This is a genomic window from Candidatus Bathyarchaeota archaeon (genome assembly GCA_018396705.1).
Classification (GTDB): Archaea; Thermoproteota; Bathyarchaeia; order Bathyarchaeales; family Bathycorpusculaceae; genus DRVP01.
Genome location: JAGTQZ010000009.1, coordinates 159,847 through 183,680 on the forward strand (window position 1 = coordinate 159,847; position 23,834 = coordinate 183,680).

The 23,834-nt window shown below is 44.4% G+C and carries 26 protein-coding genes, 1 tRNA gene and 1 pseudogene; 16 read left to right on the top strand and 12 right to left on the bottom strand.

Going from position 1 to position 23,834, the window contains the following annotated elements; translation table 11 throughout:
- Window positions 1-66 precede the first annotated feature (66 nt).
- From KEJ24_08980 to KEJ24_08990, 3 genes and pseudogenes are all read right to left on the bottom strand, one after another.
- Window positions 67-141 (bottom strand) — tRNA-Ile (locus KEJ24_08980).
- A 28-nt stretch (window positions 142-169) separates the two neighbouring features.
- Window positions 170-427 (bottom strand): annotated as a pseudogene (locus KEJ24_08985) (type II toxin-antitoxin system CcdA family antitoxin).
- Between the two features lie 295 nt (window positions 428-722).
- Entirely contained in the window at window positions 723-896 is a 174-nt protein-coding gene (locus tag KEJ24_08990) for a hypothetical protein (GenBank protein MBS7647950.1), read from the bottom strand.
- Between the two features lie 83 nt (window positions 897-979).
- On the opposite strand from KEJ24_08990, the gene KEJ24_08995 reads away from it, so the two are divergent.
- The 3 genes from KEJ24_08995 to KEJ24_09005 are packed head-to-tail and all read left to right on the top strand — an operon-like array spanning window position 980 to window position 1,959.
- Window positions 980-1,285: a hypothetical protein gene (locus tag KEJ24_08995; protein ID MBS7647951.1), complete on the top strand. Its 306-nt coding sequence runs from the start codon at window positions 980-982 to the stop codon at window positions 1,283-1,285.
- A complete protein-coding gene (locus tag KEJ24_09000; GenBank protein ID MBS7647952.1) occupies window positions 1,285-1,497 on the top strand; it encodes a hypothetical protein in 213 nt (70 codons plus the stop codon). The genes KEJ24_08995 and KEJ24_09000 overlap by 1 nt, the downstream gene beginning before the upstream one ends.
- A gap of 36 nt (window positions 1,498-1,533) precedes the next feature.
- Window positions 1,534-1,959, top strand: a complete 426-nt coding sequence (locus KEJ24_09005) for a winged helix-turn-helix transcriptional regulator (GenBank protein ID MBS7647953.1) — start codon at window positions 1,534-1,536, stop codon at window positions 1,957-1,959.
- A 35-nt stretch (window positions 1,960-1,994) separates the two neighbouring features.
- Here KEJ24_09005 and KEJ24_09010 read toward each other — a convergent pair whose 3' ends face one another.
- Entirely contained in the window at window positions 1,995-2,723 is a 729-nt protein-coding gene (locus tag KEJ24_09010; protein ID MBS7647954.1) for a winged helix-turn-helix transcriptional regulator, read from the bottom strand.
- Window positions 2,724-2,831: 108 nt separating this feature from the next.
- On the opposite strand from KEJ24_09010, the gene KEJ24_09015 reads away from it, so the two are divergent.
- The 8 genes from KEJ24_09015 (at window position 2,832) to KEJ24_09050 (ending at window position 9,200) form a co-directional block, all read left to right on the top strand.
- Complete coding sequence (locus KEJ24_09015; GenBank protein ID MBS7647955.1) at window positions 2,832-2,987, top strand: hypothetical protein; 156 nt, start codon at window positions 2,832-2,834, stop codon at window positions 2,985-2,987.
- Between the two features lie 252 nt (window positions 2,988-3,239).
- Window positions 3,240-5,627: a hypothetical protein gene (locus tag KEJ24_09020; protein MBS7647956.1), complete on the top strand. Its 2,388-nt coding sequence runs from the start codon at window positions 3,240-3,242 to the stop codon at window positions 5,625-5,627.
- Window positions 5,628-5,927, top strand: coding sequence for a hypothetical protein (locus KEJ24_09025; GenBank protein ID MBS7647957.1), 300 nt, complete (start codon window positions 5,628-5,630; stop codon window positions 5,925-5,927).
- Window positions 5,927-6,211, top strand: a complete 285-nt coding sequence (locus tag KEJ24_09030) for a hypothetical protein (protein MBS7647958.1) — start codon at window positions 5,927-5,929, stop codon at window positions 6,209-6,211. The genes KEJ24_09025 and KEJ24_09030 overlap by 1 nt, the downstream gene beginning before the upstream one ends.
- Entirely contained in the window at window positions 6,201-6,527 is a 327-nt protein-coding gene (locus KEJ24_09035) for a hypothetical protein (protein MBS7647959.1), read from the top strand. Before KEJ24_09030 ends, KEJ24_09035 begins: the two co-directional genes overlap by 11 nt.
- A 7-nt stretch (window positions 6,528-6,534) precedes the next feature.
- Window positions 6,535-7,509 (top strand): hypothetical protein, encoded by a 975-nt coding sequence (locus KEJ24_09040; protein MBS7647960.1) that lies wholly within the window; start codon window positions 6,535-6,537, stop codon window positions 7,507-7,509.
- 89 nt (window positions 7,510-7,598) lie between these two features.
- The gene (locus KEJ24_09045) at window positions 7,599-8,678 is read left to right on the top strand and encodes a hypothetical protein (protein ID MBS7647961.1); all 1,080 of its coding nucleotides are present in this window, start codon (window positions 7,599-7,601) and stop codon (window positions 8,676-8,678) included.
- 72 nt (window positions 8,679-8,750) lie between these two features.
- Window positions 8,751-9,200 (top strand): hypothetical protein, encoded by a 450-nt coding sequence (locus KEJ24_09050; GenBank protein MBS7647962.1) that lies wholly within the window; start codon window positions 8,751-8,753, stop codon window positions 9,198-9,200.
- Between the two features lie 71 nt (window positions 9,201-9,271).
- Here the strand turns inward: KEJ24_09050 and KEJ24_09055 are convergent, their stop codons facing one another.
- Window positions 9,272-10,030 (bottom strand): hypothetical protein, encoded by a 759-nt coding sequence (locus KEJ24_09055; protein ID MBS7647963.1) that lies wholly within the window; start codon window positions 10,028-10,030, stop codon window positions 9,272-9,274.
- Window positions 10,031-10,306: 276 nt separating this feature from the next.
- Between KEJ24_09055 and KEJ24_09060 the strand changes: the two genes are divergently transcribed.
- The 3 genes from KEJ24_09060 to KEJ24_09070 are packed head-to-tail and all read left to right on the top strand — an operon-like array spanning window position 10,307 to window position 13,368.
- Window positions 10,307-12,616 carry a tRNA(Met) cytidine acetyltransferase gene (locus tag KEJ24_09060; protein MBS7647964.1) on the top strand — a complete coding sequence of 770 codons (2,310 nt, stop codon included), beginning with the start codon at window positions 10,307-10,309 and terminating at the stop codon, window positions 12,614-12,616.
- 48 nt (window positions 12,617-12,664) lie between these two features.
- Entirely contained in the window at window positions 12,665-12,994 is a 330-nt protein-coding gene (locus KEJ24_09065; GenBank protein ID MBS7647965.1) for a thioredoxin family protein, read from the top strand.
- Window positions 12,995-12,999: 5 nt separating this feature from the next.
- Entirely contained in the window at window positions 13,000-13,368 is a 369-nt protein-coding gene (locus KEJ24_09070) for a hypothetical protein (protein ID MBS7647966.1), read from the top strand.
- Between the two features lie 2 nt (window positions 13,369-13,370).
- Here KEJ24_09070 and KEJ24_09075 read toward each other — a convergent pair whose 3' ends face one another.
- Window positions 13,371-14,261 carry an 8-oxoguanine DNA glycosylase gene (locus KEJ24_09075; GenBank protein ID MBS7647967.1) on the bottom strand — a complete coding sequence of 297 codons (891 nt, stop codon included), beginning with the start codon at window positions 14,259-14,261 and terminating at the stop codon, window positions 13,371-13,373.
- A gap of 7 nt (window positions 14,262-14,268) precedes the next feature.
- On the bottom strand, window positions 14,269-16,479 hold the full coding sequence (locus KEJ24_09080; protein ID MBS7647968.1) for an elongation factor EF-2: 2,211 nt from the start codon (window positions 16,477-16,479) through the stop codon (window positions 14,269-14,271).
- Between the two features lie 218 nt (window positions 16,480-16,697).
- Between KEJ24_09080 and KEJ24_09085 the strand changes: the two genes are divergently transcribed.
- Together KEJ24_09085 and KEJ24_09090 are read left to right on the top strand one after the other, a co-directional pair.
- Window positions 16,698-18,917, top strand: a complete 2,220-nt coding sequence (locus KEJ24_09085; GenBank protein MBS7647969.1) for an elongation factor EF-2 — start codon at window positions 16,698-16,700, stop codon at window positions 18,915-18,917.
- A 76-nt stretch (window positions 18,918-18,993) separates the two neighbouring features.
- A complete protein-coding gene (locus tag KEJ24_09090) occupies window positions 18,994-19,764 on the top strand; it encodes a serine/threonine protein kinase (protein MBS7647970.1) in 771 nt (256 codons plus the stop codon).
- On the opposite strand, the gene KEJ24_09095 is transcribed toward KEJ24_09090, so the two are convergent.
- From KEJ24_09095 to KEJ24_09115, 5 genes are all read right to left on the bottom strand, one after another.
- Window positions 19,761-19,952 (bottom strand): hypothetical protein, encoded by a 192-nt coding sequence (locus tag KEJ24_09095; GenBank protein MBS7647971.1) that lies wholly within the window; start codon window positions 19,950-19,952, stop codon window positions 19,761-19,763. The genes KEJ24_09090 and KEJ24_09095 overlap by 4 nt on opposite strands.
- A 91-nt stretch (window positions 19,953-20,043) precedes the next feature.
- Window positions 20,044-21,129 (bottom strand): formate--phosphoribosylaminoimidazolecarboxamide ligase, encoded by a 1,086-nt coding sequence (locus tag KEJ24_09100; protein ID MBS7647972.1) that lies wholly within the window; start codon window positions 21,127-21,129, stop codon window positions 20,044-20,046.
- Window positions 21,126-22,226 (bottom strand): formate--phosphoribosylaminoimidazolecarboxamide ligase family protein, encoded by a 1,101-nt coding sequence (locus KEJ24_09105; GenBank protein MBS7647973.1) that lies wholly within the window; start codon window positions 22,224-22,226, stop codon window positions 21,126-21,128. Before KEJ24_09105 ends, KEJ24_09100 begins: the two co-directional genes overlap by 4 nt.
- A complete protein-coding gene (gene purC / locus KEJ24_09110; protein ID MBS7647974.1) occupies window positions 22,223-23,281 on the bottom strand; it encodes a phosphoribosylaminoimidazolesuccinocarboxamide synthase in 1,059 nt (352 codons plus the stop codon). Before purC ends, KEJ24_09105 begins: the two co-directional genes overlap by 4 nt.
- Before the next feature lie 12 nt (window positions 23,282-23,293).
- Window positions 23,294-23,782, bottom strand: a complete 489-nt coding sequence (locus KEJ24_09115) for an AIR carboxylase family protein (GenBank protein ID MBS7647975.1) — start codon at window positions 23,780-23,782, stop codon at window positions 23,294-23,296.
- Between the last annotated feature and the right edge of the window lie 52 nt (window positions 23,783-23,834).

The window sequence follows — 23,834 nt, forward strand, 5'->3', positions numbered from 1 at the left end:
AACTCCAGCGCAATGTTGCATGTTTTTCAAATTGTAAAAATCTAAGTCTCATTTTACCGGGAGTTATGGGCCCGGCCGGATTTGAACCGGCGACCAACAGGTTATGAGCCTGTCGCTCTAACCTAGCTGAGCTACGGGCCCACGTTTCTTTATCGGAAACTACGTTTCCGATACCTTCCTTTCCGTTTTTAAGGTTTTTCTGGTTTTCTGTCTGTTCTAGGGCTGCTTTTAAAGCTTGTTCAGCTATTCTGCTTATGTTTAAGCCTTTGAGGCGGGCTTGAGCTATTAGTTTTGGCGGAAGCGTTATTCCCACTGTTTTCCGCAGTTCTCGTTTATGCCTTTTCACTCGAGTTTTTTGGCGGTTTTCACTCGAGTTTTGAAAGGCTTTGTTCAGTGTGCAGCCCCAATCATTAAGGTTAAAATGCAGGCTGAATTTTTAAACTTTTCAGAGAAACCTTCATTGTGCAACGTTTAAAGGGTTCATAAAATGGAGGACTGTGAGGTTTTCGTATTTCAGCCATGTTTAAACAAACAGCTAAAAGTTTAAAGAAACGTGAAAAAGTTTAAACAATGGCCATGATGAGGGGCTGCAGAAAACCAAGCCTTCCTAAATGGGGGCGATGCGGAAGATACCCTCGACTGAAGCAGGGGGCATGTTCGCGACTAGGCATTTTTACACAACTTAGCTAGACTAAACCACGCAAAAATGGCTACTCTTGACTTTAACCGTATTTTTCTAGGGCAGTTTGAATAAGTTGTATATCCTCTTCAAGCTGTGTTTTCGCCTTCCTAAAAATGTAGATTAGATTTCGCAGCCCGTTTAATTTTTCACCTGTTTCCACGAACCTTTTGAGGATTTCGCGTTCATGTTTTGTGAGGATGTAGGTGCGCGCCATTTTGACACGTCTCCGTTATTGTGTCTTTGTAATCGAAACATTTAAATATTTCGTCTGTGCTATTATGTCTTGGTGATAAAGACATGACTGATGTGATAACGGTTAGGGGCCGCAGATACATCCGCTTGGACAGAACAACCTTCGCAGCCGTTGAGCCTTCAGTTGAATGGTTAATGGATGATGAAAGGTTTGTGGAAAAAGTCAGGCGGGCTTATAACGTGCAGGTTTGCTTAAACAACGGCTGGGGCTTCACGGTTAAGCATGAGGGCTACCGGATAAGGTTTGACTTGCCTAACGCAACAGGCTACAGGTTGCCAAACATATACGAAGGCTATGTGGAAGAGGAGCCTGAAACTGTCCAGCTAAGCCTCCTCGAGGTGACGGGTTGATGTTTGAGTATGAGGAATATGAAACAGTTCAAGTGAGGGTTCCTAAAGCGGTTCTCGATTTTCTAAGGGCTTTAAGAGTCAATGTTGAGGAATATCTGGAGAACACAATTATTGAGGGGTTTAAGGCGGATTTAAACGCGTCTTCCGGCCCATTCATGGAAAACATCATTGAACGTTTTCCAGAGTTTAAGCGTTTCCTTGAAGGTTGTTGAAGGATATCCGTTGTGGAATATGAGGGTTGAAAAGTTTTGCTGAATAGGGTTGAGGGTGTTTACATTATCAAGCTGCCGCCTGAGCTTTACGCCTGCATAGAACGCTTCGCAAAATTCAAACGTTTAAGCGTTGAAGAGGCTGCGTGTTACGCCCTAAAAAAGTTTCTGGAACATCAAAGCTTTTACGAAATCGCAAAACACGATTTAAGCTATTACCTGCGAAACCAGAGGATGGTGAAGGTTATACGGTTTTTAAGCCTTGGCAGCGGCTCACTAGGCCAAATTGCACGGGCTGTAGGCATCGACTATGGTAGAGCGAGAAGCCTTATTGAAAAACTGCAGGCCGCTGGAATCGTTTTAGTTTCACGTTTTGGAAAACGCGGCTACTGGATAACGTTAAACCATAGCAGCCCCATAACCCAAAAACTCCTCGAAATTCTAAACTCATGGTATGAAAAATGAAGCATAAATTCAACCGTCAAATCTTCCTTTTAACCCTAAGTATTTGGCTTTAACGTGGAAAAATAAGCCTTTATGGGCCTTGTAACCTTTGGCGTTTCACCCTTTCTAATTTTCTCGGCGACTTTTTCAAAGTTTAAACCGTAAAGTTTCAAGGCTTCTTCTAACAGGCTGAAGTATGTCAGCTTCAAAGTTTCGTTGATTGTTAAGAGTTTTTGTTTGTTTGTGAAGGTGGCTTTGCAGATGTCCAAGGCTGTTTCAACAAGCTGTTCATATAATAGTTTAAATTGGTTTTCGAATTTCTGGCTGCGCCACCATTCCTCAATTTCATTTTCTGAAAGGCTTTGTCCCAAAAAGAATGGCGGAGGGGTTAGGGTTGAAACAACCTTTGCCATGATAAGGTGTAAAATGGCTTGAACCCATTTCAAAGTTTCCTCTAAGCCTTCTTCAGGCTTAGGCGGATATTCGCCTATCCATGCACGCCAAACCTCAAAAGGCATGAGTATTATTGGAGTTTCCCCTTTAATTCGCCGGTAATAAACTGTAGGCGGATAAGTTGAAGCATCTACACGTCGACTAACTAGGCCTAAAGCCATCAGTCTCTTCAAATGCTTGGTTAGAGTTGCTCTGCTTATGCCCTGTTTTTCCGCCGTTCTAGCCAAAGTGGAGAAAGGTTTTTCTTCTTCTTCAAGCAGCTTTAGGATTTTCCTGGCTGATATCTCCATTCTTTCTTTGGGCGATACACCTGTAAACCATGGTTCAGACATAGATTTACACCACTTAAACCAAGTTTAAATAAGAAAAACTTATATAAAACTTTTGCGCTTAATACTAAATGAGTTTAAATAACCTAAACTGACAGGGGCTAAGCGAAAATGCCATTAAGAAAAAAGCTGGTGAAGTTTGGAACAAGTCGCGCGGTAATACTGCCTAAACATTGGTTGGAGTTCCTTGAAGAGAAAACTGGGCAACGGATAGAGTATGTGCTGCTTGAAGTCAACAATGAGATACGAGTAATTCCCGAAAGTTAAACGAGGTAACTTTTGCTTTCCAAGGAGGTTATCATACGCGAGGTAAACCAGCGCTTGAAAATTGCCCGTTTCAAATCGCTGACAATCATGGATTGTTAAACTGTTTAGCTATTGATGGCACCGTCGGATATTGTAACTTCCAGCTTTGTCCGCGTCGGTTAAAACCAATCAGGAGAATTTTACATCAAGCTTTCAATGATAACTTAAGGGTTTACTGCAATTTCAACCCTGAATTGATAAAGGTGGTGTCTAATGCTTCTAAAAGAGGCTGCTAAAGCTTTTTGGCTTCAAGGATTCAACGTGGTGCCTTTTCGCTACGTTTATGAGGGTGGCGAGTTTAGGAAGCGTCCTCTGGTTGATTCCTGGCAGAAGTGGCAGATGCAGAGGCAAACATTGGAGGAGTTTGAAAACCTCAACTGGAATGATGCGGATGCTTTTGGGATAATCGCCGGTTACCCCAACCATGAGGGCTTATACATTGCATGCGTTGATTACGATGTAAAGCATGTTTCGGAAGAGGCTAAAGCAAAAGGAAAAGAGCTTCTTAAAAGGTTTCCAATAACGCGTATGGAGTCCACGGTTAACAATGGTGTGCACTTGCTTTATTATAGTCGTGTAAAACCGCGGCCTGTTAAAGAGTTCCATGAAAGCCACGCCTTAGAGCTTATCGCCGGCCCGCAGATAATATTGATGGCGCCAAGCAAAGGGTACAAAGCGTTAAACGATAACTCGCCCACAATCATCGAAGACGTTGAAGGATTGTTTTACGAGGTTTTAGGTGTTTCGGATAGAAGGCAGCAGCCAACAATTGAGGATAGGGGGCTTCTTGAAGGCTGGCTAAACCAGATACTTCAAGCGTTGAATGTTAAAAGTGAGGGGCCAAACTATTACTATTGCCACTGTCCATTTCATCCGCCGGACAAGAATCCAAGCTTTGCAATAAATAAGCAGAAACTCTATGCGGTTGACTATCATGACGGTAAAGTGTACAGTTTGAAGGATTTGGCGAAGGCTTTAGGGTTGCAGTTAGCCGGCTTAAATGAGGAAGGTGAAGGCCAACTTTACCGTTTCGCCGTAAAAATTCTAAAGTTTACGCCGATAGCTACGGACAGGCGCACGTATTTAATGTTCCGCTGGAATGGTAAAGCGTGGACGGATGACGCTGAAGGCTACATTCATGAAAAGCTTGTGGAGGCTGAGGGTGAGGACTTTAAACCTTATCATTTGACAACGTTGAGGGAGCTTGTTCAAGGCTTAACGTTTAAGGATAACCTTGAGGAGCCGCCGCCCAACCTAATATGCTTCAACAATGGGGTGCTCGACTTAAACACGATGCAGTTGAAACCTCACAGCCCCGAATACTTTTTCAGAAACGTCATCCACGCGGACTACAACCCAAACGCTAAAGCTGAAAAGTTTCTAAAATGGCTTGAAGAAATCTTGCCAGACGAGGAAGCCCGCCGATGCATCCAAGAAATGTTTGGCTACTGCCTGTACAGGGCGTATCCGCTGCATTACCTCTTCTTTCTAGTGGGCAACGGCCGAAACGGCAAAGGCACGTTAATGAGAACTTTGATTTCGCTTTTAGGCAGGGAAAACTGTGCAAGCGTGCCTTTGGAGAGGCTTCCAGAACGTTTCCAAACAACAAACCTGATTGGTAAACTGGCGAACATTGTTTCAGAGCCTAAAACCACCTTTGTAACAACGGAAATAATTAAAATGCTTACGGGAGAGGATTTAATAAGCGCTGAGTTCAAGGGTAAACAAAAGCTTGTGCAGTTTACAAATTATGCCAAGCTTATTGTTGTGGCTAACAGGCTGCCGCCCGTAAACGATACAAGCCTAGCATGGTGGAACCGCGTTATCGTAATCGAGTTTCCGGTGACAATACCGCCCGATAAAATTGTGCCAAACATAGAGGAACAGTGGCTTGACAGTCCGGAAGAGCGGAGTGGAATCATAAATTGGGCTTTAGAGGGGTTGAAAAGGCTGCTTGCAAACAGGCAGTTCACAAGAAGCATGGAAATGTTAGATGTTGTTGAACAGTATAAGCGGTGGAGCCAGCCCGCGCAATACTTCCTAGACAAATACTGTGAGTTTAAACCAAACTTATGGGTGGCTAAGAAGGAACTGTATGAAGCGTTCAAACTTGTTTGTGATTTGGAAGGACTACAAATAATCAGTGAAGAGGCCTTCAGCCGAGAGGTAAGAAAAAGGCCTAGAGTTTCAGCAGTGCAAAAGCGCGTTAATGGGAAAGTGACTTGGGTTTGGGTTGGTGTGGGTTTAAAGGCGGACTTAACGGTGTCATTAAAAGCGGAAGATGTAGGTGTAACAACTGTAACAAGTGTAACAAGTTCTCCGTACTCGTATAAAATGCAAGAAAACAATAGTGAAGAAGGAGAATTTTTAAGCAGTATAGAAAAACCTGTTACAGTTGTTACACTTGTTACACCTCCCTCTGTTGGTGAGCTTTTGAAGCAGTTTAGGGCTGCTTACCCTGAATGCTTTAACAACTGTGAGTTTTACGTTTGGTTTAACCGTAAAGGATTGCCAGCAAAGGAAATCGAAGCCCTCTTCAAGCTGCTGGTTGAACGTGGTGAGGTTTTCAGCACTTATGAGGGTGTTTGGAGGTGGGCTTAAATGGTTAAACTTGAAGTTGTACAGGGGCGGAAGGCTAAAGGCGACAAGGTTGTGCTGGTGACGGCCCACCGTGAACCCATGCGAATTGAACATGTCTTACAAATCATCAATGTCCTCTTTGAAAGCGAGGACGCATGTTATCCGCCAAGCGAGGGCTACATGGGACGGAAACTGCTTTACAAGGCGATAACCGCCGTTTACCATGGCGTTCCACTTCCAGTTGTCCTTGAAAAGTACAAACTGAAACAGGCGAGAAAAGGCCTCCACATCAGCTACCATTTAAAACGGGAGGGAGAATAATGGTTCCTGAAAAAGCGTATGTTTGTATGAAATGTTTACGGAGGGTGGATGAACATCAAAAAATCATTGTTCACCGTAACGGTGCAGCTTTCCTAACTTTCTGGTTCTGTCCGGACTGTTACCGTGAGCTTAAAAGCATATTAAACCAGCCGCCCAGCCTCGCGTTTTGCAAGTCATGTTTAGCCTCTTTTCTACATGACTTAATTCTGTGGGTGTTTTCCACAACCTGCGAGGATTTACATAAACATAAAATCTCCAAGGAGGCGGAGAAAATTGAATATTGAAGATTCAGAAGCGTATTTACGGTTTAAATTAAAAACGCTTTTGAAGAGGCAGATTAAAAGAGAGAGGAAGTTTCAAAAACGTTTGGCAGATTTGAGGTTTCTAATCGATAAGTATGCAGAAACCGACGCTTATGAAAGCCTTCTCAATTTATTAAACGTTGCTTTGAGGGTTTCAGATTTCCATGTAGCCGCCCTCAAAGACATCCTCTCCGACTTTCACAGTCCTCAGTTTATGAGGATGAGATTCGGCTCGATGAGGCCGACGGAGCCTGGCCACTCCGTTACAATGGAATACGGCTTAAACCGTAAAAGGTGAGTTTAAAATGAGTGAACAGCCTGTTGAACTTCACCTCAACCTAAGCGATTTATTGGAAACTGTGAAAATTGCTAAAACAGGCGGCAAAGGTGAAGTTTTGCCAACGCCAGTCAACGTTAACCGCCATGCAAGAATAGCTGAGGCCCTGCGTAGAGGCAGCCTTAAAGAGCAGTGGGAAGCACCTATGCTTGGCGTTGACAAGCCAACCGCCAACATAATCGACTATATTTACCGTTCAGACGAGATTCGCGGCCACCCTGGAGACGTAGTCAACCTAACAGTTGTTAAGCCCTTCAACGCTCAAGTGCTTGACACGCCTGGTTCAAGCTTAACCGCTGTTACAGGAATTTATAGCGTTATTCAAACAACGCTTCGCGAAGCCGGCTTCACCACTGAAATTCCCTACGCAGACGTTGAAAAAATAAGCGAAAGGCTGATAGCTGAAATTGAAGCTCAAGGGCAGACTGCAATTTTAAGAGCCATCGACAAAAAAATCTTAGACACAATAATAGCGGACACAGGCGTTCCAGAACTGAACAAGACAACTGCAGCCGTCTACTTTGACGCGGACTGGATAGCGGAGGCAATCCACACCATAGGCAGTCAAGGCAAAACCGTTAAACCCCAAGACTTTGTGCTAGTGATTAACTCATTAATGTATAAGGATTTGTTTGTAGACGTTGCCGGCTCTCAGCCTATTGTTTTCGCTTTACCAGAAACAATTAGGGAAGGCTTGATAACAACGCTTTTCGGCGTAAAAATTCTAGTAAGCGATTACTTGCCTACGCACACGACAAACAGTTACAGCGCCTTTCTAATCCATAAAAACGCTGTGGTGTTTGCGCCTAAACGTGAAATGCTCTTTGAAACTGAAAGAGACACAGCGGCTAGAATTCTGAATTTGACTGGCACCTACACGTTTGGCATAGCAATAGTCGACAACAAAGCAATATGCGAAATCAAAACCAAAGCCGTTAGCTAAAACCAGCGGGACTCTTTGAGTAACCCCCCATTTTCCCCCTTTTTAGTCTTTGTTACCGTTCAACGTTCAAAAATTAAGGGAGGTGAAAAATGTTGAGTAGTAATATTTCGATTCATATTTCAGCTGTTGATGAAGCTAGCCGAATAATTGAGTCTGTGGGCACGGAAGTCCAGCAAACCTTAAGTGAAGTGAATAGTGTTGTTGAGGAGACGGGGCGCAACTGGAAGGAGACGCTTTTAACTGTTAAGGATGCAACTAAGGCTTTCAGCGGTTTAACCACAGCTGCGTGGAGCCTTTACCAGAGTATTGACAGAGTTCAGGACATGCAGTTGACGCTTGACAGGGCTAACTTGAAGGTTAAGGCTACGCTTAATGCTTTAGAAGACGCGCAGAGACGCTACAACGAGGCGGTAGCCAAATATGGCGTGGACAGTTCACAGGCCAAGGCTGCAGCCGACGACTTAGCTTTGGCTGAAGAACGACATAGACTGGCGGTTGAAGCTGCCCGCGAGGCGCATGAAAAATATAATGAAACGGTTTTTCAAACGGCTATAATGGCGGTTCCACAGGCCATCACCATGATTTCAAGCCTTTCCGACTTACTGAAAAACTTGAAGCCCACCATTTCAAGTTTAAGCAGTGCAATACAAGGGTTAAGCAGCAGCTTCACAGCTTTGAAGGGGCCGTTAACTGCGGCGGCGGTTTCCGCTGGAGCGTTTATGGCAACATTCACCGCTGGCTACGCGTTACTTCAAGCGTTGCCCGAGGATATTCGCGGCATAGCTGCAGCCTGTATGGTTGCCATAGGCGCGGTTACAGCTTTGGCGGTGGCTTGGATGGCGCTTCAGGGCGCCATGACTCTTGGAGTTGCAATTCCAATTATTATGGCGGCTGTAGGCTTTGCAGTTGCCGGAATCTTTGGACTCATCCAGCAGGCGAAGGCTATGGCTGAAGGCGGCATAGTCACCAAGCCAACTTTAGCGTTGGTTGGCGAAAAAGGCCCGGAAGCCGTTATACCATTGCGGAAAGGCTTCAATTTCGGCGCACAATACATCACTGTTTATCCAACCATCAACATTGGAACAGTTTCAAGCACTGTTGACTTGGAAACTCTACGTGAACATGTTGATAAGGGTATAGCGGATGCTCTGCGGAGGCGGCTGCCATGAGTTGGCAAATAGACACTGTTACCGTTCAATGTTACCGGAAAATGTTACCATTAAAATGGTGAGGGGGGCTAGGTGAAAAGGCAAATAGGCGTAAGAATAGACGCAAAAATTTGGAGTCAATTCAAAGAGCTGTGCAGCCAAAACCATTTAAGGCCTAACGAAGCGTTAGAAGCCTTCATTAAAACATGTTTAGATTATCAGAGCGTAGCTGATGTTTTAAGGAATTTGGAAGGAGCAAACGTTTCGGAAAAAAAGACTTACGAGATACAAGTTCGGAAAGTGTTAACTGAGCTGGATGCATATTTAACCTATGACATGAAACATGGCGAAGCGGAAAACTATTCAAACATTGTAGGCTGCATTGAAAACATTACAAAAATTTTGCCAAAAATCACCAATCAAAACTTAACCTCAGAAGCGGAAACAAAAATAAACGAGGCTTTGGCTTACTACCGGAAAATTTTCGAAAAAGGGGAAACACCGCCAGAAGACATCATCCTTTTCCGCGTAAAAATGAATTGAAATGCTTAGCCCACTGCAAGTGAAATAAAAGCAGCTTGGAAAGCCTCCTAGAATTTTACGAGGCATATAATTCACAAGTTTATGTTTTTCGGTATTTCCGCCAAGCCTTTGAACACCCTATCCTTTAAGTCGGCTATCAAAGCTGGGTTGAAATAGTTCCGCATAAAAACACTTCCGCTTATACGGCCCTGCAGAAAGTCTATTTCGCTTTGGCTAAGCCACCTAGTCATAAAGTTTGCATAAAACTCTCTAACATCTGGAAACCTACATTTTAAACCTCGCCTTTTAAGACTGTTCCAAACCTTGTAAACCGTAAGCTTCTCTTTCTGAGAAGCAACAGCCTCAACAAGGCTTTTGGGCACGATGCTTACAAAAACCTTTTTAGTTCTCCTCATAAACAAGTCGCGGAAACGGAAATGCTCAAGCGTTCCATTCTCCACATTATAATATTGATGCAAGCAGCCTTTGCCTGCAAGCTCAACGATTAAATTATAACTGTTCACAGCCTCCTCAAGCCTCAACCCCGTTAAAACCACAAAATCCATAAAAATCCTAAGCTTTGAAACACGGCTCTTAACACGTCTAACCCAAGCTAAAACATTCTGGCCATCAACAGCCTTGGAAATCCTAGCTAAAAGAAGCTCCTCAGGCTTAACATCCTTCCACTTCAACCCAAAATTTTTAACCAACACTTTAAACTCTCCATGAACCCCCAAAAACTTGGCAAGGCTTGAAAGCGCACACATAGCCGTGTTACGCATGCCTTCAGGCAACAAACATAAAGGCGTCAAGTCACCCGTAAACAAACAGGCAGCATACTTCTTGGCCATTCGAAACTTCGCCTTAGCAAACCTCCACGATTTATGGTTATCCAGCAGAAAACGTTTAAAATCACTCCAATTTACGTGAAAGAAGCCCAAAAAATGGTTATGAGCCTGTCGCTCTAACCTAGCTGAGCTACGGGCCCACGGTTGATAGATTTTGTTGCGCTTTTATGAAAGTTTTACGGTTGAAATTTATATTAGATGCGGATAACCCTTTTAATTGTCTTTTCATAGATTGTTTGCTGAATTTCCTATTTGTTGCTCCCAAGAATTGGTGGTTAAGTGAGCGCTGAAGACAGGCTGACCGTTGAGCGTTCAATAATAGAAATGATGAGGGAGGCCTTTAAAGCCTCTCATAGAAGGCTCCTTGTTGTTTGTGGAGAAGAGGCTCTAAATGTTATGGCTTATGTGGTTTTGAAGCATCAAACACTCAGAGGCGAAAATAGTGAAAGAGTTGTTTTTGTAAGTCACGGCGGAAACGACGGGATGGCAATCTACAATGGATTAATTGAAAAACTTAGAGAGATGGGGTGCCCGGCAACCCATCTTAAACACTGTACATATGAAGGTACTCACAAAATTATGGGAACTACCAATGACCTATTAATTCTCGATATGTCTGAAGGCGCAAGGCCCAACGACATCGGAAGACTTGTAGAAACCGTTAGAGGCGGAGGATTAGTAATACTATATAACCTTGACTTGAGGGCGGAGAAGCCTTGGAGCACAAGCATCCACAAAAAGCTTGCTTCCCCACCTTACACTGAAGACGACTTAAGGAACAGATTTGAAAAGTTTTTTGTGAGGAAGATTCTTGAACACCCATGTACATGGATCCTTGAAAACTGGAAAATTGTTAAGGGAGAACTCCTAAACCCGCCAAAAACTGTTAGAGAAAAACCTATGCCGCCCAAGAGAAGCAGGATCCCCCAAACGATTTTCAAGTTTACCCTAACCCGAGAGCAAATGGAAGCCCTAGAAGCCTTCGAGTTTCTCGACATTAAAAAGAAAGGCTTAATCATTTTAATTTCTAACCGTGGAAGGGGGAAATCAGCCCTTCTAGGACTTGGAGCAGCATCACTTCTTTCTTTAGGCTTTAAGAGGGTGATTGTCACCGCTCCGGCATGTGAAGAAGTTCAAACAGTTTTTGAAATGGCTGAGCGGGCTCTCTTGTCTATGGGCGAGAGAACTAAATGCGAACGCGCAAACGACTTGATTTACAAGCTTACATGCAAGAAGAGCATCTTAGAGTTTGTACCACCTTATAGAACTATTGGCGAAGTCGCCGACGCCGTTCTTGTAGATGAGGCTGGCGGAATCCACGTTTCCCTGTTGTTTAGAGTCGCTGAAAAATTTCCGAAAACAGTTTTCGCTTCCACAGTGCACGGCTATGAGGGTGCCGGAAGAGGTTTCTCCATAAGGTTTTTGAAATCTATTGAGAAGCTTGAAGATGTTAAACCTTACATGATCGAACTTAGGGAGCCTATAAGATATGCGCCCGAAGATCCCGTTGAAAAGTGGCTTTACGACGCTTTGCTATTGAACGCTGAGCCAGCTGAACTTGAAGGCGAACAAATCAACCTTGAAGAATGCAAATATGAAAAGCCAAATCTAGACTTTTGGTTCGAAAAGGATGAGGAGAGGCTCCGCCAGTTTATAGGCATATATGCCTTAGCTCATTATAGAAACAGGCCTGACGACCTGCTTATACTTGGTGATGCACCGCATCACTCAGCTAGGGCTCTTTTATCCGGTTCCGGCAAAGTTTTGGCAGCTCTGCATGTTAACGAGGAGGGACGGATGAGCGACGAGCTTCTGGAACAAGTTTTGAAGGGTAAGCCTCCATCAGGCCACCTTATACCTTCATGTATTGTGAAGTACAATCCGCAGCACGTGGCTTTTTCCAAGCTTAGGGGTTTAAGGGTTGTCAGGGTAGCAGTTCACCCGGAACTTATGCGTAGGGGTTTAGGAAGCTTGGCCCTAAAAAGGCTTTGCGAAGAGGCTGAGCGGGAAGGTTTTGACTGGGTTGGCGCCAGTTTTGGAGCGAACGCAGAGCTTATAGATTTTTGGCTTAAAAACGGTTTTGTACCTGTTCACATAAGCCCCATGCGTAATGTGGCTTCTGGAGAGTTTAGCATAATAGTTGTTAAACCACTGAACATTAACGTACAAAACATAGTGAAGGAAATCCACAGAGAATTTAAGCTCAGACTTTTAGACGCTTTACCAGACACGTACTTTAACCTTGACCCCCAAGTGGCAGCGAGACTACTTAAGGGGCAAAATTGGGCAAGCCGTGAACCTTTTCAGCTTTCCAAATCCCAGCTGGGCAGGCTTCTTCAATACTCTGAGGGAAACCTTGCCTATGAGGGCGCATGCGACGCCGTAAAGCATCTTTTAAAGGTTCACTTTATGAGTTCCGGCGAGGCCAGATTGAATTTAGAAGTGGATGTTGAAGCTAAACTTGTGGCGAGATGTCTACAGGCTCGTTCATGGGGACATGTTACAAGAGCTTTTAAAACGACCTCCGCAAATCTTAAAGCTGAAGTGCGATCTTACATTGCAAAAATGATTGCCTTCTATAATATTTGAATGGTTAATCAAAACAATTTTAAGGATGCATCCGGTGAAAATTAGAGTATGGAAGGCTTCAGCGTTAATGTTCCCGAATTAAAAGTTTTCACTTTACCGACGTGCTCAAGCTGTCATGCTGCTAAGCAGATTGTGTTTGAGGTTGCCCGAAAACTCGGCTTAGCTTACCGAGAGGTGGATATGAACACCAAGGAGGGTCTAGAAGAAGGATTAGCTCACCAAATTATGAGTGCTCCAAGCATAGCCTTAAACGATGAGGTCATCGTTGCTGGGCGTTTAATTTCAAAAGAAAAGCTTGAAGAAGAAGTGCAGAAAAGACTGGCGAAGTGGCGCGCTAGGGCCTCTTTAGAGAATCCTTCCTCAATCTCTGAGAGCTGATTTTCTTGGCGGAAGATGATGTTAAAAAGGCCTTAACAGTGTTCAATTATGCAGAAAAATTCAAAACAAGCCTTATTGTGGCTTCAAGTCTACTGGAGCTTCTAGGTGAAGTCAAAGAGGAAGCTGAATTAGCCGGCGCAGCGAAAATGCTCATAGCCTATTTTAACGCCCTAATTCTGGAGGTAAACATTGCGGCTAACGCTTCAAAAGTTGAAGGGTTCAGGGAAATTGCCACAAATCTTCAGAAGGCTATTGGATATGTGAGGCAACATAATCCCATCGTGGCGCAGAGGCTTGTTTCAGAAGCCATTTCTATGGCGACTACCCATGGCAATTGGGCGGCGCAAAAACTTAAAGAGAGAAACCTTATCTAGGTTTAGGCTGTAGCTTTTCCTGCTCTAATCCTTTCAAAGTGGAATAGATATTCTTGGGCATAGCCAGCATAGCTTCCAAAATACTTTCTCCCGAAAAAGCTGATTTTTTCATATTCCGCATTTGTTAGCGACTTTTTAAACGAAATTCTCCTTAAAAAATCATTTTTGAAATGGTTTGTGTAATACTTTATGATTACGCGTTTAATCCATACGTCCACTGGGAAGGCTTCAAGTTTTTCAAGGGAGAAAAGCAAAACACAGTCAGCTACTTTTGGGCCGACGCCTGGCAGGGTGAGCAATGCTTTTCTAGCGTTTTCAAAGGATTCCGCCCTCAACATTTCGATGTGTAACTCACCATCTGCGATGCGCTTGGCTGTCTCCGCCACATATTTACCTCTATAGCCTAAACCACAACAGGCAAGTTCTCGGAGGCTTGTCTTTGCAAGTCTTTGGGGCGTTGGGAAACTGTAGAAAACGCGATTTTCAAAAACCCTTTTTTCTCCAAACTTTTTAGAGAGATTAAAAAGCATCTGTTTTATGGCGGGTATGCTCTTGTACGTAGCGCAAATATAGGATATGAGGCATTCCCACGGGTCCTGACGTAAAATTCTCAATCCTTTGAGGGCCTTAACCACCTCTTCTACATGTCTGTCCTTCGCTATCTGCGTGAGAATTAAGGGCAAGTCGTCTCTTAGTCCAAAATACTTCTCCACAAAGTCTGAGCTTATGTTTTCAAACTCTAGCATGTTGCCGTTCTGCCGTACCTTGAAAGGCTTGTCAGTGACTATGCCATACCACCATTCACCGTTTTTTTCCCACCGGAAGGCTTGTCCACAGCGGAGAGTTAAATCTAAATCAAATGGCTGATCAGGTGCCAAGTTTATTTTTCCCATGGAAGCCTCACTCTTCGTTCATAAAAATGTCCGGACTTGGTTTTTCCGGCGGTAAGCCTTTGCGTTCGCGGATTTGCCTAATAACCTCTGCGGCTATGTTTTCTGGAACTCTTTCCCAATTGTTGAAAGAGCATTGCCAAAAAGCATGTCCAGACGTGGCTGAACGCATTTCAGCCGATAAACCAAAGGTTTCCGCAACTGGTATAATCCCGTTAATCAATGTTAAGACACCCCTTTGCTCGGAAGCTAAAACTTTGCCTCTTTTTCTGGTTATGATTTCTATGCATTTGCCAACCCATTGGGCTGGAACCGAAACCGTAATGCGGTACACCGGCTCCAGAAGTACTGGTCTAGCCGTTAAAAACGAGCCTAACATTGCCTTACGTATGGCCGGCAAGATTTGGGCTGGGCCGCGGTGCACCGGATCCTCATGAAGCTCTGCGTCTATGAGCTTAACTTTCACTCCGCGCATGGGTTCTTCACATAACGGCCCAGCCTTACACGCCCACTTGAAGCCGTCTATGATCATTTCCCTTATTTCGTGTAGGTGTTGCATGTCCTTAGCCATGTTTAATAATATGTTGCGGTGTTTGTCTATTGCCCAAACATTCTCAGCTTCTTCAATTGGCCAGTTAGCCTCTTTAAAAAGTGTGTTTTCAATCTGTTTTCCGTCAATTCCTTCAGTGATTTCGTTCTTCTCCATGAGAGTTATGGCCTTTTCCTCTAATGGTTCAACTTGAACCCAGAACTTGTTGTGTTTATTTGGGCTTTCAGCCATGACTACAGCACCCTTTTCTAAAATGCCCTCACGGTAAATAACTATGGGTTTTGATGTTATGATCTCTAAGCCTCCGCCGTAGTCTCGCAGAAACTTCACGGCAATTTCTAGGTGTAGTTCGCCCATTCCGCTCAGCAAATATTCACCAGTTTCCATGTTCACGGACGTAGCAAGATTGGGGTCTTCTATGGAAAGCCTGTTCATGGCGTCTATAAGGCGTGGCAGGTCTTTCGGATTTTTTGGTTCGACAGCTATGGTTATGACCGGCTCCGAAACGTATCTGATACGTTCAAATGGCACCATAACGTCTTTGTGGGTTATATCCACAAGAGTTTCGCCAGCCCTAGCTAAATCTAATCCCAAAAGGGCTGCGATGTTGCCGGCTGTCACTTTGTCCACAACTTCTCGGAAGGCCCCCATGTATATGGAAACTTGCTGGATTTTGTAATCCCTTCGAGCATCTACAAGATAGACATGGTCATCCTGCCTAATGGTGCCGCAGAAAAGTCTTCCAGTTGCCACAAGCCCCGCATTGGGATCCGTCTGAACCATCGTGATGCACATAACCGTTGGTCCATTGTCATCACAGTTAAGCATAGCTTGCCCAATCTCAGAGTTTACATTACCCTTCCATATTTTTGGCAGTCTATACTTCTGGGCTTCAATGGGGTTTGGAATGTTTTTCACAATCATGTCTAAGATGGCATTATGTAACGGTATAAGCTTTGCAAGTTTTTGCCGTTCACCCTTATTGTAGGCGTCTATTATATCGCTGAACTTTACACCCTTTTCTTGGGCGATCTTTACTGTGAAGCCCCATTTGTGAAGCGCTGAGCCGAAAGCCACAGTCTCTTTTTGAGGGTCTACTTTCCATTTGTCCTTAAACTCTGGTTCGGCGTAAATTTCTATTAAACTGTTAAAGTCGCGGATTATTCGCAAAAACTTGTCTTGGATTTCGCCGGGTGTAAGCTTCAACTCATTAACTAAACGGTCAACTTTGTTTATGAAAAGTACCGGGCGGGTTCTTTCTTCTAGGGCTTGCCGTGTTACGGTTTCTGTTTGAGCCATAACCTCTTCTACGGCATCAACAACAACCACAACGCCGTCAATGGCCCTTAGGGCCCTGGTTACTTTACCCGTGAAGTCCACGTGTCCCGGCGTGTCAACAAGATTTATGAGGTATGGATGTCCAGCGATTTCATGTAAAAGTGAAATGTTTGCAGTTTTAATGGTGATCCCGCGTTTCTGCTCCTCTTCCAAATAATCTAAGGCCCGTGCCTCACCGGCTATTTTAGGCGAAAGTAAACCAGCCTTCGCCAAAAGCGAGTCCGTCATGGTTGTTTTGCCATGGTCTATATGGGCTATTATACCAATGTTACGTATGTCCTCTTTCTTATGCATCAGTTTGAGTACTTCACTGGTTTGTTTAAATCTCGGCAAGACAAAATCCCCAGCGCTAGCTTTTGGCAGTCCACAAGGGTTAAGAGACAAGGTTTCATGTAGTCTTAAAAGTCTTGTGTTTTCATGCAAAAAGTTAATATTGTTCAGTTCGCTTTTGCATGTAGCCTAATTTAACGAGTGGCATAAAATGTTTGCTGGAAATCATGCAGACCACTTTCAGTTTTCAAGCTTTTGGTTAGTGTGGGGTATAATTAGCCATGGGACGTTATAGGCAGATAGAAGACATAGTTAAACTAATGACACAAACCGAGCGAATAAGAAACACAAGCATCATTGCCCACGTAGATCATGGGAAGACAACTCTTTCAGACAGCCTTCTGGCGGCAGCCGGCATCATAAGCGAGCAAGTTGCCGGCCAAAAGCTTTTCCTTGACTCTTGGGAGCTTGAACAGAAAAGGCAGATGACCGTTTTCGCCTCCAACATAAGCCTAGTCCACACCTACAAGGGCGTCGACTATCTCATAAACCTCATTGACACGCCGGGACACATAGACTTCAGCGGAAACGTCACCAGAAGCCTAAGAGCTGTTGACGGTGCCCTCGTGGTTGTTGACGCCGTAGAAGGTCCCATGACTCAGACCGAAACGGTTTTGATGCAAGCCCTCCGCGAGAGGGTTAAGCCCATTCTATTCATCAACAAAGTTGACCGCTTGATTCGAGAGTTGAAGCTTTCCCCAGAAGAAATACAGAAGAGATTTGCAAGGATAATTACGCGAATAAACACCATCATCGAGAAATATGCACCTCCAGAACACAAGAAAGATTGGCAAGTTAAAGTTGAGGACGGCCGGGTTGCCTTCGGCTCGGCACTTCACAAATGGGGCTTAAATCTGCCACACATGAGAGCTAAAGGTGTAACTTTCAAGGAGATTATTGAGGCCTACTCTGGTGAGCCAGAGGATGTTGGCCGTAAGGTTGACGCTCTTAGTAAACGCATACCCGTCTATGAACCAATTTTAGACATGTTCTGTGAGCATCTCCCAAGCCCGAAGGATGCCCAACCTTATAGGCAAAGCCAAATCTGGCCAGGCGATGTTAACAGCCCCGTTGGAAAGGCCATGGCCAAGGTTGATCCAAACGGGCCTCTCCTAATGTGTGTAACGTTTATTGAAGTTGACCCCCACAGCGGTGTTGTCGCCATTGGAAGGGTTTTCAGCGGCACTGTAGAAAAGGGGAAAGTTGTCCGCCTTATAACAAGCCGACAGAAAGGCACAATACAGCAGGTTTACATGAGCATGGCTACCGACAGAGTTATCGTCGAGCGGATTCCAGCGGGCAACATTGCCGCTTTGTCAGGCTTACCCTCCATACACGTTGGTGAAACCCTAGCCGAGGAAGGTGTTGAAACCGCACCTTTCGAAGCGCTGAAATATGTTTCAGATCCCGTTGTCACGGTGGCTGTCGAGCCGGAAAACGTTAAGGACCTTCCACTCTTTGACAAAGTTATTCATAAGATTACGCTTGAAGATCCAAACCTCCACTTTAAAATAGACAAGGAAAGCGGTCAGTATTTGCTGAGCGGAATGGGCGAACTACACCTAGAAGTTACAGCTTACCGAATGCAGGAAGCTGGTTTGAAGGTCAAAATGAGCAAGCCTATAGTTATTTACCGTGAAACCATAACCCGCGACTATAAAGGCCCGCCTGTTATGGGTAAAAGTCCAAACAAGCATAACAGGCTTTGGGTAACCGTTGAAAAGCTTCCAGAAGAAGTCATAGAAGCCATTAAAACCGGAAAGATTAATGAGATGCAAACCCGCGACGAACGCCAGAAAATCCTAATGAAAGAGTATGGTTGGCCTGCTGAAGACGCCCGCAACGTGGTTGCTATAGAGGGCACAAACATCCTAGTCAATAGAATTAAGGGAAGACAATATGTTGAAGAAGTTTTAGACCACATTAAGTCAGGGTTCCGCGACGCTGTCACCACAGGAGTTTTAGCCAAAGAACCCATGTACGGGCTTAAAGTAAACCTTGAAGACGTTCTCATTCATGAGGATCCGGTGCACCGCGGCCCAGCCCAAATCTTGCCGATGACTTGGCGTCCTATCTGGGGCGCTTTCCTTTTAAGTGAGCCGAAGCTTTTAGAACCCATCCTAAGCTTTGAATGCAAAGTGCCGAACGACTTTGTCAGCCCAGTAATATCGCTGTTACAAAAGCGAAGGGGCAGAATCCTCGATATGGTAAACGAGGAAGACATGGTCATAGTTAAGGCTGAACTTCCAGTAGCTGAATCATTCGGAATAGCTGACGAGCTTCGCTCCTCAACGCAAGGCCGCGCCTTCTGGGCAACCCAATTTAGCCGATGGGCTCCAGTGCCGGAATCCATGCAGGCAGATGTGATAAGACAGATTCGTGAACGTAAAGGCTTACCGCCTACACCACCGAAGCCGGAAGAGTTCTGCGAAGAAGAATAAAAACCAAAAATTGCGCATGCCTTTTCTTTCCATCCTCATCAGCTTTTAAAGTGAATTGCTATATGCCTATATCAGAATGAAAATGAAGGCTGAAAACTCACGGGTGCCTCTTGAAAAGCTTATAGAAGAGCCATATGCCACCATAATTTGTTATCCAAAGCCGAGCAAGATTGAACTGCAAAAACGCATAAAAGAACTTAAAAAACTCGGCATCATCACCCTAGAATTCAATGGCGAAAAACAAGTTTTAAACCTACACGTTTTGGGCAAAGGATGCGTGGGCCTCGTGATAAAAGCCTACAAGGCGAATGATGAGCCTCTCGCCCTAAAAGTCAGGCGAGTGGACGCTGACCGTATAATGATGCAGCATGAAGCCGAAATGCTTAGAGCGGCTAATTCCGTTGATGTTGGACCAAAGCTTTTGGATGTCAGCAAAAATTATCTTGTAATGCAATTCGTTGAGGGTGACTTGCTGCCCAACTGGTTGGAGAAATGTCGAAGCAAGATACGATTAAGGAAGGTTTTGAGGGAAATCTTGGAACAATGTTGGCGCCTTGACAAAGCCGGTTTAGACCATGGCGAGTTAAGCCACGCCCCAAAACACATAATCGTGGACGCCCAATACACGCCGGTCATAGTGGACTTCGAAACGGCAAGTCTAAACCGTAAGCCAGCCAACGTTACCTCTATTACACAATTTCTCTTTATAAGCGGTGTAGTGGCTGAAAAAATAAACCAGAAACTTGGGAGAAAAGATAAAAAAACCATAATAGAGACTTTAAGACAGTACAAGGTTCAGAGGAGTCGCCAAGCCTTCGAGGAAGTCTTGAAAGTCTGCGGCCTCTAAACCACATAATCTACGTTAGCACCAATATTCTGTTTGCTTGCTCCGCCGTCAGTTAATTCTAATTTCAACTCGTTCAGAAGTTGAGTTAAATCCAGCCATGTCTCTACTTGGAGCTGTCTGGCAATTCTTCTTTTTTCATATAATAGTGGAATAAAATCAACGAAGAGCCAGCCGTAAGATTCAGCCAAATTGATCTCTCCTTCCTCCTGTCCAAGAAAATGGGTTCTCCGTTTATAACCTTGTATAGAAAAATCGTATAGAAAATAGTTCCATCAAGCTTTACGCGACAATATCTTGTATTCTCCCCCTTTTCAATGCTTCCTTTATTTCTAGGGCGATTCTCCTGCCAGTATACATTTTCTCGCCGTATTTGAGGTAAGCGTATGGCGAAGTGCCAATGCCCACGTTTGTACCAGCGACTATACGCGCTGAAATCTCAAAAGTGTAAATCTCCAAGTTGTCAGTGACGACGGTTTCTAAGCAGAAAGGTCCAATTATGCCAGGTGGAGCCAACTCCTTGGCTGTTTTCTGCACATTATCGCCCATTCTTAAAAGTTCAGGCAACAACGACTCGCGGAGCGTGATGGGAATATTTCCCACAATAGTGTAAGTGGGGCTTAAACCTATTTCCAATTGTTCGGCTGCGGGTACACGTCCAATTGCATCCACAGTTGACTCGTAGCGTTTGTCCACGCCTAGAAACTCCACATCGTCACGGATTATGGATGAAAAGTAGTGAGGGTAGACGTTCACTCCTAAAACGTATTCTTGCAGGTGTATGTGGTCCATATCCTCTTTCCTGAGCAAGCCGCGGCGAATCATTTCCTTAACCCTTTTTTGGAAGTTTTCGGGAGAATTCACTAGAAAATAGCCTTTCCCTCCTTTCGCTCCTGGAAGCTTGGCTATCGCCAAGCTGCTTATTTCTTCTGATTTTCTAAAAGTTTTTGGAAGCTTAAGTCCTGCTCTTCTAAGCCATTCTGCCTGTTTTTCACGGTCTGCCTCCCACTCGAGAAGCTGTCGGTTTCCAAGCATTGGTACATAAAAACGGTTCATAAGCTCCTCGGTGCTTAGGTAAGCGGTAAAAGAGCCATGGGGCACGATCACCGTATTAAGTCTTCTAAGTTTTTCCTGCACTTTCTCGTCTAACAACTCTGTGAAACTGTTTACTATTATGAGCTCGTCTGCTAGGGGGAATTTTTTGTAGACGATTGTGTCACTTTCTTTGCATATGCAGACGGTCTTGAAGCCCTCTTCTTTGGCGCCCTTGAAAATGTTAAGCGCCGAATGAGAGCCTATAGTGCCTACCGCCAACTTTTTCAAGTCGTATTTGGCTATTAGCTGGCTTATTTCTTCACGTGTTATCATGTTACAATATCCTCTAGTCTGCCCTCTTTAATGGCGCGTTTTATTTCCATGGCAACTCTTCTGCCCGGTCCAACCTCAACGCCATACTTGTACTTCATATATGGTGATGTTGGCTCTACACATGGGCATCCGGGTACGCGGGGGCTCACGTCAAACACATAGAATTCAAGGTTCTTAGTCACCGCCCCTTGCAGTGCGAAAAGTCCTATTATTCCCGGCGGGTACTCTTTCTTGCATATTTCGACGAAGCGTTCTCCGGCTTCAAACACTTTTTCCAGCTGGCTTTCCCGCATGGTTACTCCCATATGTCCAATCTCAATGTTTTGAGTGGCTATTCCAATCTCTAATTGTTCTTGAGCTGGAAGGTCTAACACACCATCCAGGTCTGTTTGAATTCGTCTGTCAAAACCTAATAAGTCGAGCTCATCGGTTAACGGCGACCAGAAAAAGTTTGCATTGAATTTGGCGCCTATAACATATTCCTCAATGACGGCTTTTTCAAGGGCTTCCCGGCTTATAATGCCCTTTGCTATACGCTCTTCTGATTTTCGTTTAAATTCTTCTGGCGAAGAGGCGTAGAAGAAGGCTCTTTCAATGGCGCGTTCCTTTTCTGGAACCTTAACTATGACTAGGCGATCTATCTCACTCGGCGACTTGAAAACTTTTGGAGTTGGGATTCCCGCTTTTTCTAGGAGGTAATACTGGTTTTTAGGGACATTGCGTTCTTCAGTTTTGAGCATAAAACGATTTCCCATCATGGGCACGGTGAAACGTTTTTCAATGTTTTCGTAGCCAACGTAGACCGAAAAAGAGCGGTTTGGCACGAAAATCGTGTTTAGAGCGCGTAGCTTTTCAAGGTTCTCTTCGCGCGCTATGTCTGCGAACTTGTCCAGCAAAAGCACATGGTCAAAAAGGTTTCGGTAATATTTAGTGTAGGTTTTCTCCCGCCCCTTCTGGCAGACAACAATCGTTTCAAATCCCTCTTGTTTGGCACCGTGGGCTATTTCTAAAGCTGAATGAGAGCCTAAAACACCTATCCTAATGTGGCGGTCGTCATACTCGCTTACTATTTTATCGATTATTCTTTTGTTTATCATAACTTTTCGCCCGCATATTCCCTGTACTTTTTCATTGTTTCAGCGAGGCTTGGTACATCAAAAAGCTTGCGGTTGGTGATTGCGTTCGCCGTCGCCATATACATTTCGCTTATCAAGTTTTTCAGCATCGGATCCAGTTTTGGAGGTTGCATTTTAACAAGTGATTTCCAGTTTTCTAAGCCCTGTTCTCTGGCTTTTTGTTTTGCTTGTTCCACTTGTTTAGCCCATTCCGTTTGCCTATAGTACATTCGGGCTACCTCCTTGCTTACGTGTAAGCCTTGGTAGGTGAATCTGCACTCGTCCAGTGTGCCAACGACGTCCGCCACCATCAGCCTCCTTTTGTCGTCGAAGGCTAACTCTATTTTGCCATCCTCGTTCACCAAACCAGCCTTGGCAGCCAACTCTGTAATTGTTTCATCAACTTTTAGGAGCACGCCCTTTATTTCCTCTACCTCATTGTCCGTTAAGCATACCAACTGCTGGGCTTCTCGCCATGTTAAGTAGCGGTCTCCTCTCTCTAGCTTTGTACTGACGTCAAAAATGGGGCTGGCAAGCCTTTCACCGGGCTTGGGGTGATGGTCTAAACCTAGATCTTTAAGGGTTATCAACCCCTGCTCAAGCCTTTTAAAAACCGATGAACCTTCAGGCAAGCCGTTTCGATAAATAATCTCTAATGGAATTAGAAAATTTTTCAGCTTAGGTGTGTAAACACTGTAGTCATATTTTAATTTGCCATTTTCCACATAGATTTTCGGCTTATAAACATTCACAAGATGAAATTCCATAATGTTTGTTGGTTCCTCAAGCTCGTCGAAATGTATAAGCTTGCCTATCTTATCCACAAGCCCGCGGTAATGGGTTCTAATACCTTTCTCCTCAACTCTTTCAAAGCAGTAAGCCCCCATAAGGCATAAGGCTGCACCCTTTCCGTCTATATGATCGGGCATCTCACCCCAGTCGAAAACCGAGTAGCGGTTTGAAAAGTGGAATCTGCCAATACCCATGCGGGTTTTCGTCGGTTTTTCAACTATTTCAAGGTCTTTAACGCTTCCCACGCATTATGCACCTTAAGTTTTAGCTTTACCTTTCTTAACAGACTCATCCGCTTTTTCAATCTCTTCCTTTTTTGCGTTTTGGTAAACTTTCACACGCTCCTCAAGCCTCTTATCCGCCAAAGCGAGGATCTTAGCTGCAGCGATAGCGGCACCCTCCGGCTCAATAATCACAACGGAGCCTACGCCGCTTGGAACCCTTAGCGAAGAATAAATGTCTGCCCCGGCGAACTTTTCCGAGTAAGGTGGACAGGCAATAACCGGTTTAGTGGTGTTAGCGTCTACAAAAGCGCTTAAAGCGTTAGATCTTCCAGCCACTGTGATGTAAACAACCGCTTCACTTTCATACTCTTTAAGAATTTTGAGAACTTTTTCCGGTGTTTTATGGGCTGAAGCAACCCGAAACTCGTAAGCTAAGCCGAAAATCTCTAAATTTTTGGCGATTTCCCTTGCGAAATCCAAGTCTTTCTCTGAGCCCATTAAAACTATAACTTTTCCAACCATCAACTTCACGGAACAGACTTTGCCGGGCCCGCTTATTAACTTTATCAACATA

What these genes read in the sequence shown, in the direction of transcription:
- KEJ24_09055 (MBS7647963.1), bottom strand. Translation starts at nt 10,030, where the DNA reads ATGGCCAAGAAGTATGCTGCCTGTTTGTTTACGGGTGACTTGACGCCT.
- KEJ24_09025 (MBS7647957.1), top strand. Translation starts at nt 5,628, where the DNA reads ATGGTTAAACTTGAAGTTGTACAGGGGCGGAAGGCTAAAGGCGACAAG.
- KEJ24_09020 (MBS7647956.1), top strand. Translation starts at nt 3,240, where the DNA reads ATGCTTCTAAAAGAGGCTGCTAAAGCTTTTTGGCTTCAAGGATTCAAC.
- KEJ24_09090 (MBS7647970.1), top strand. Translation starts at nt 18,994, where the DNA reads ATGAAAATGAAGGCTGAAAACTCACGGGTGCCTCTTGAAAAGCTTATA.
- KEJ24_09030 (MBS7647958.1), top strand. Translation starts at nt 5,927, where the DNA reads ATGGTTCCTGAAAAAGCGTATGTTTGTATGAAATGTTTACGGAGGGTG.
- KEJ24_09045 (MBS7647961.1), top strand. Translation starts at nt 7,599, where the DNA reads ATGTTGAGTAGTAATATTTCGATTCATATTTCAGCTGTTGATGAAGCT.
- KEJ24_09015 (MBS7647955.1), top strand. Translation starts at nt 2,832, where the DNA reads ATGCCATTAAGAAAAAAGCTGGTGAAGTTTGGAACAAGTCGCGCGGTA.
- KEJ24_09105 (MBS7647973.1), bottom strand. Translation starts at nt 22,226, where the DNA reads ATGATAAACAAAAGAATAATCGATAAAATAGTAAGCGAGTATGACGAC.
- KEJ24_09040 (MBS7647960.1), top strand. Translation starts at nt 6,535, where the DNA reads ATGAGTGAACAGCCTGTTGAACTTCACCTCAACCTAAGCGATTTATTG.
- KEJ24_09000 (MBS7647952.1), top strand. Translation starts at nt 1,285, where the DNA reads ATGTTTGAGTATGAGGAATATGAAACAGTTCAAGTGAGGGTTCCTAAA.
- KEJ24_08995 (MBS7647951.1), top strand. Translation starts at nt 980, where the DNA reads ATGACTGATGTGATAACGGTTAGGGGCCGCAGATACATCCGCTTGGAC.
- KEJ24_09075 (MBS7647967.1), bottom strand. Translation starts at nt 14,261, where the DNA reads ATGGGAAAAATAAACTTGGCACCTGATCAGCCATTTGATTTAGATTTA.
- KEJ24_09115 (MBS7647975.1), bottom strand. Translation starts at nt 23,782, where the DNA reads ATGGTTGGAAAAGTTATAGTTTTAATGGGCTCAGAGAAAGACTTGGAT.
- KEJ24_09065 (MBS7647965.1), top strand. Translation starts at nt 12,665, where the DNA reads ATGGAAGGCTTCAGCGTTAATGTTCCCGAATTAAAAGTTTTCACTTTA.
- KEJ24_08990 (MBS7647950.1), bottom strand. Translation starts at nt 896, where the DNA reads ATGGCGCGCACCTACATCCTCACAAAACATGAACGCGAAATCCTCAAA.
- KEJ24_09100 (MBS7647972.1), bottom strand. Translation starts at nt 21,129, where the DNA reads ATGATAACACGTGAAGAAATAAGCCAGCTAATAGCCAAATACGACTTG.
- KEJ24_09085 (MBS7647969.1), top strand. Translation starts at nt 16,698, where the DNA reads ATGGGACGTTATAGGCAGATAGAAGACATAGTTAAACTAATGACACAA.
- KEJ24_09010 (MBS7647954.1), bottom strand. Translation starts at nt 2,723, where the DNA reads ATGTCTGAACCATGGTTTACAGGTGTATCGCCCAAAGAAAGAATGGAG.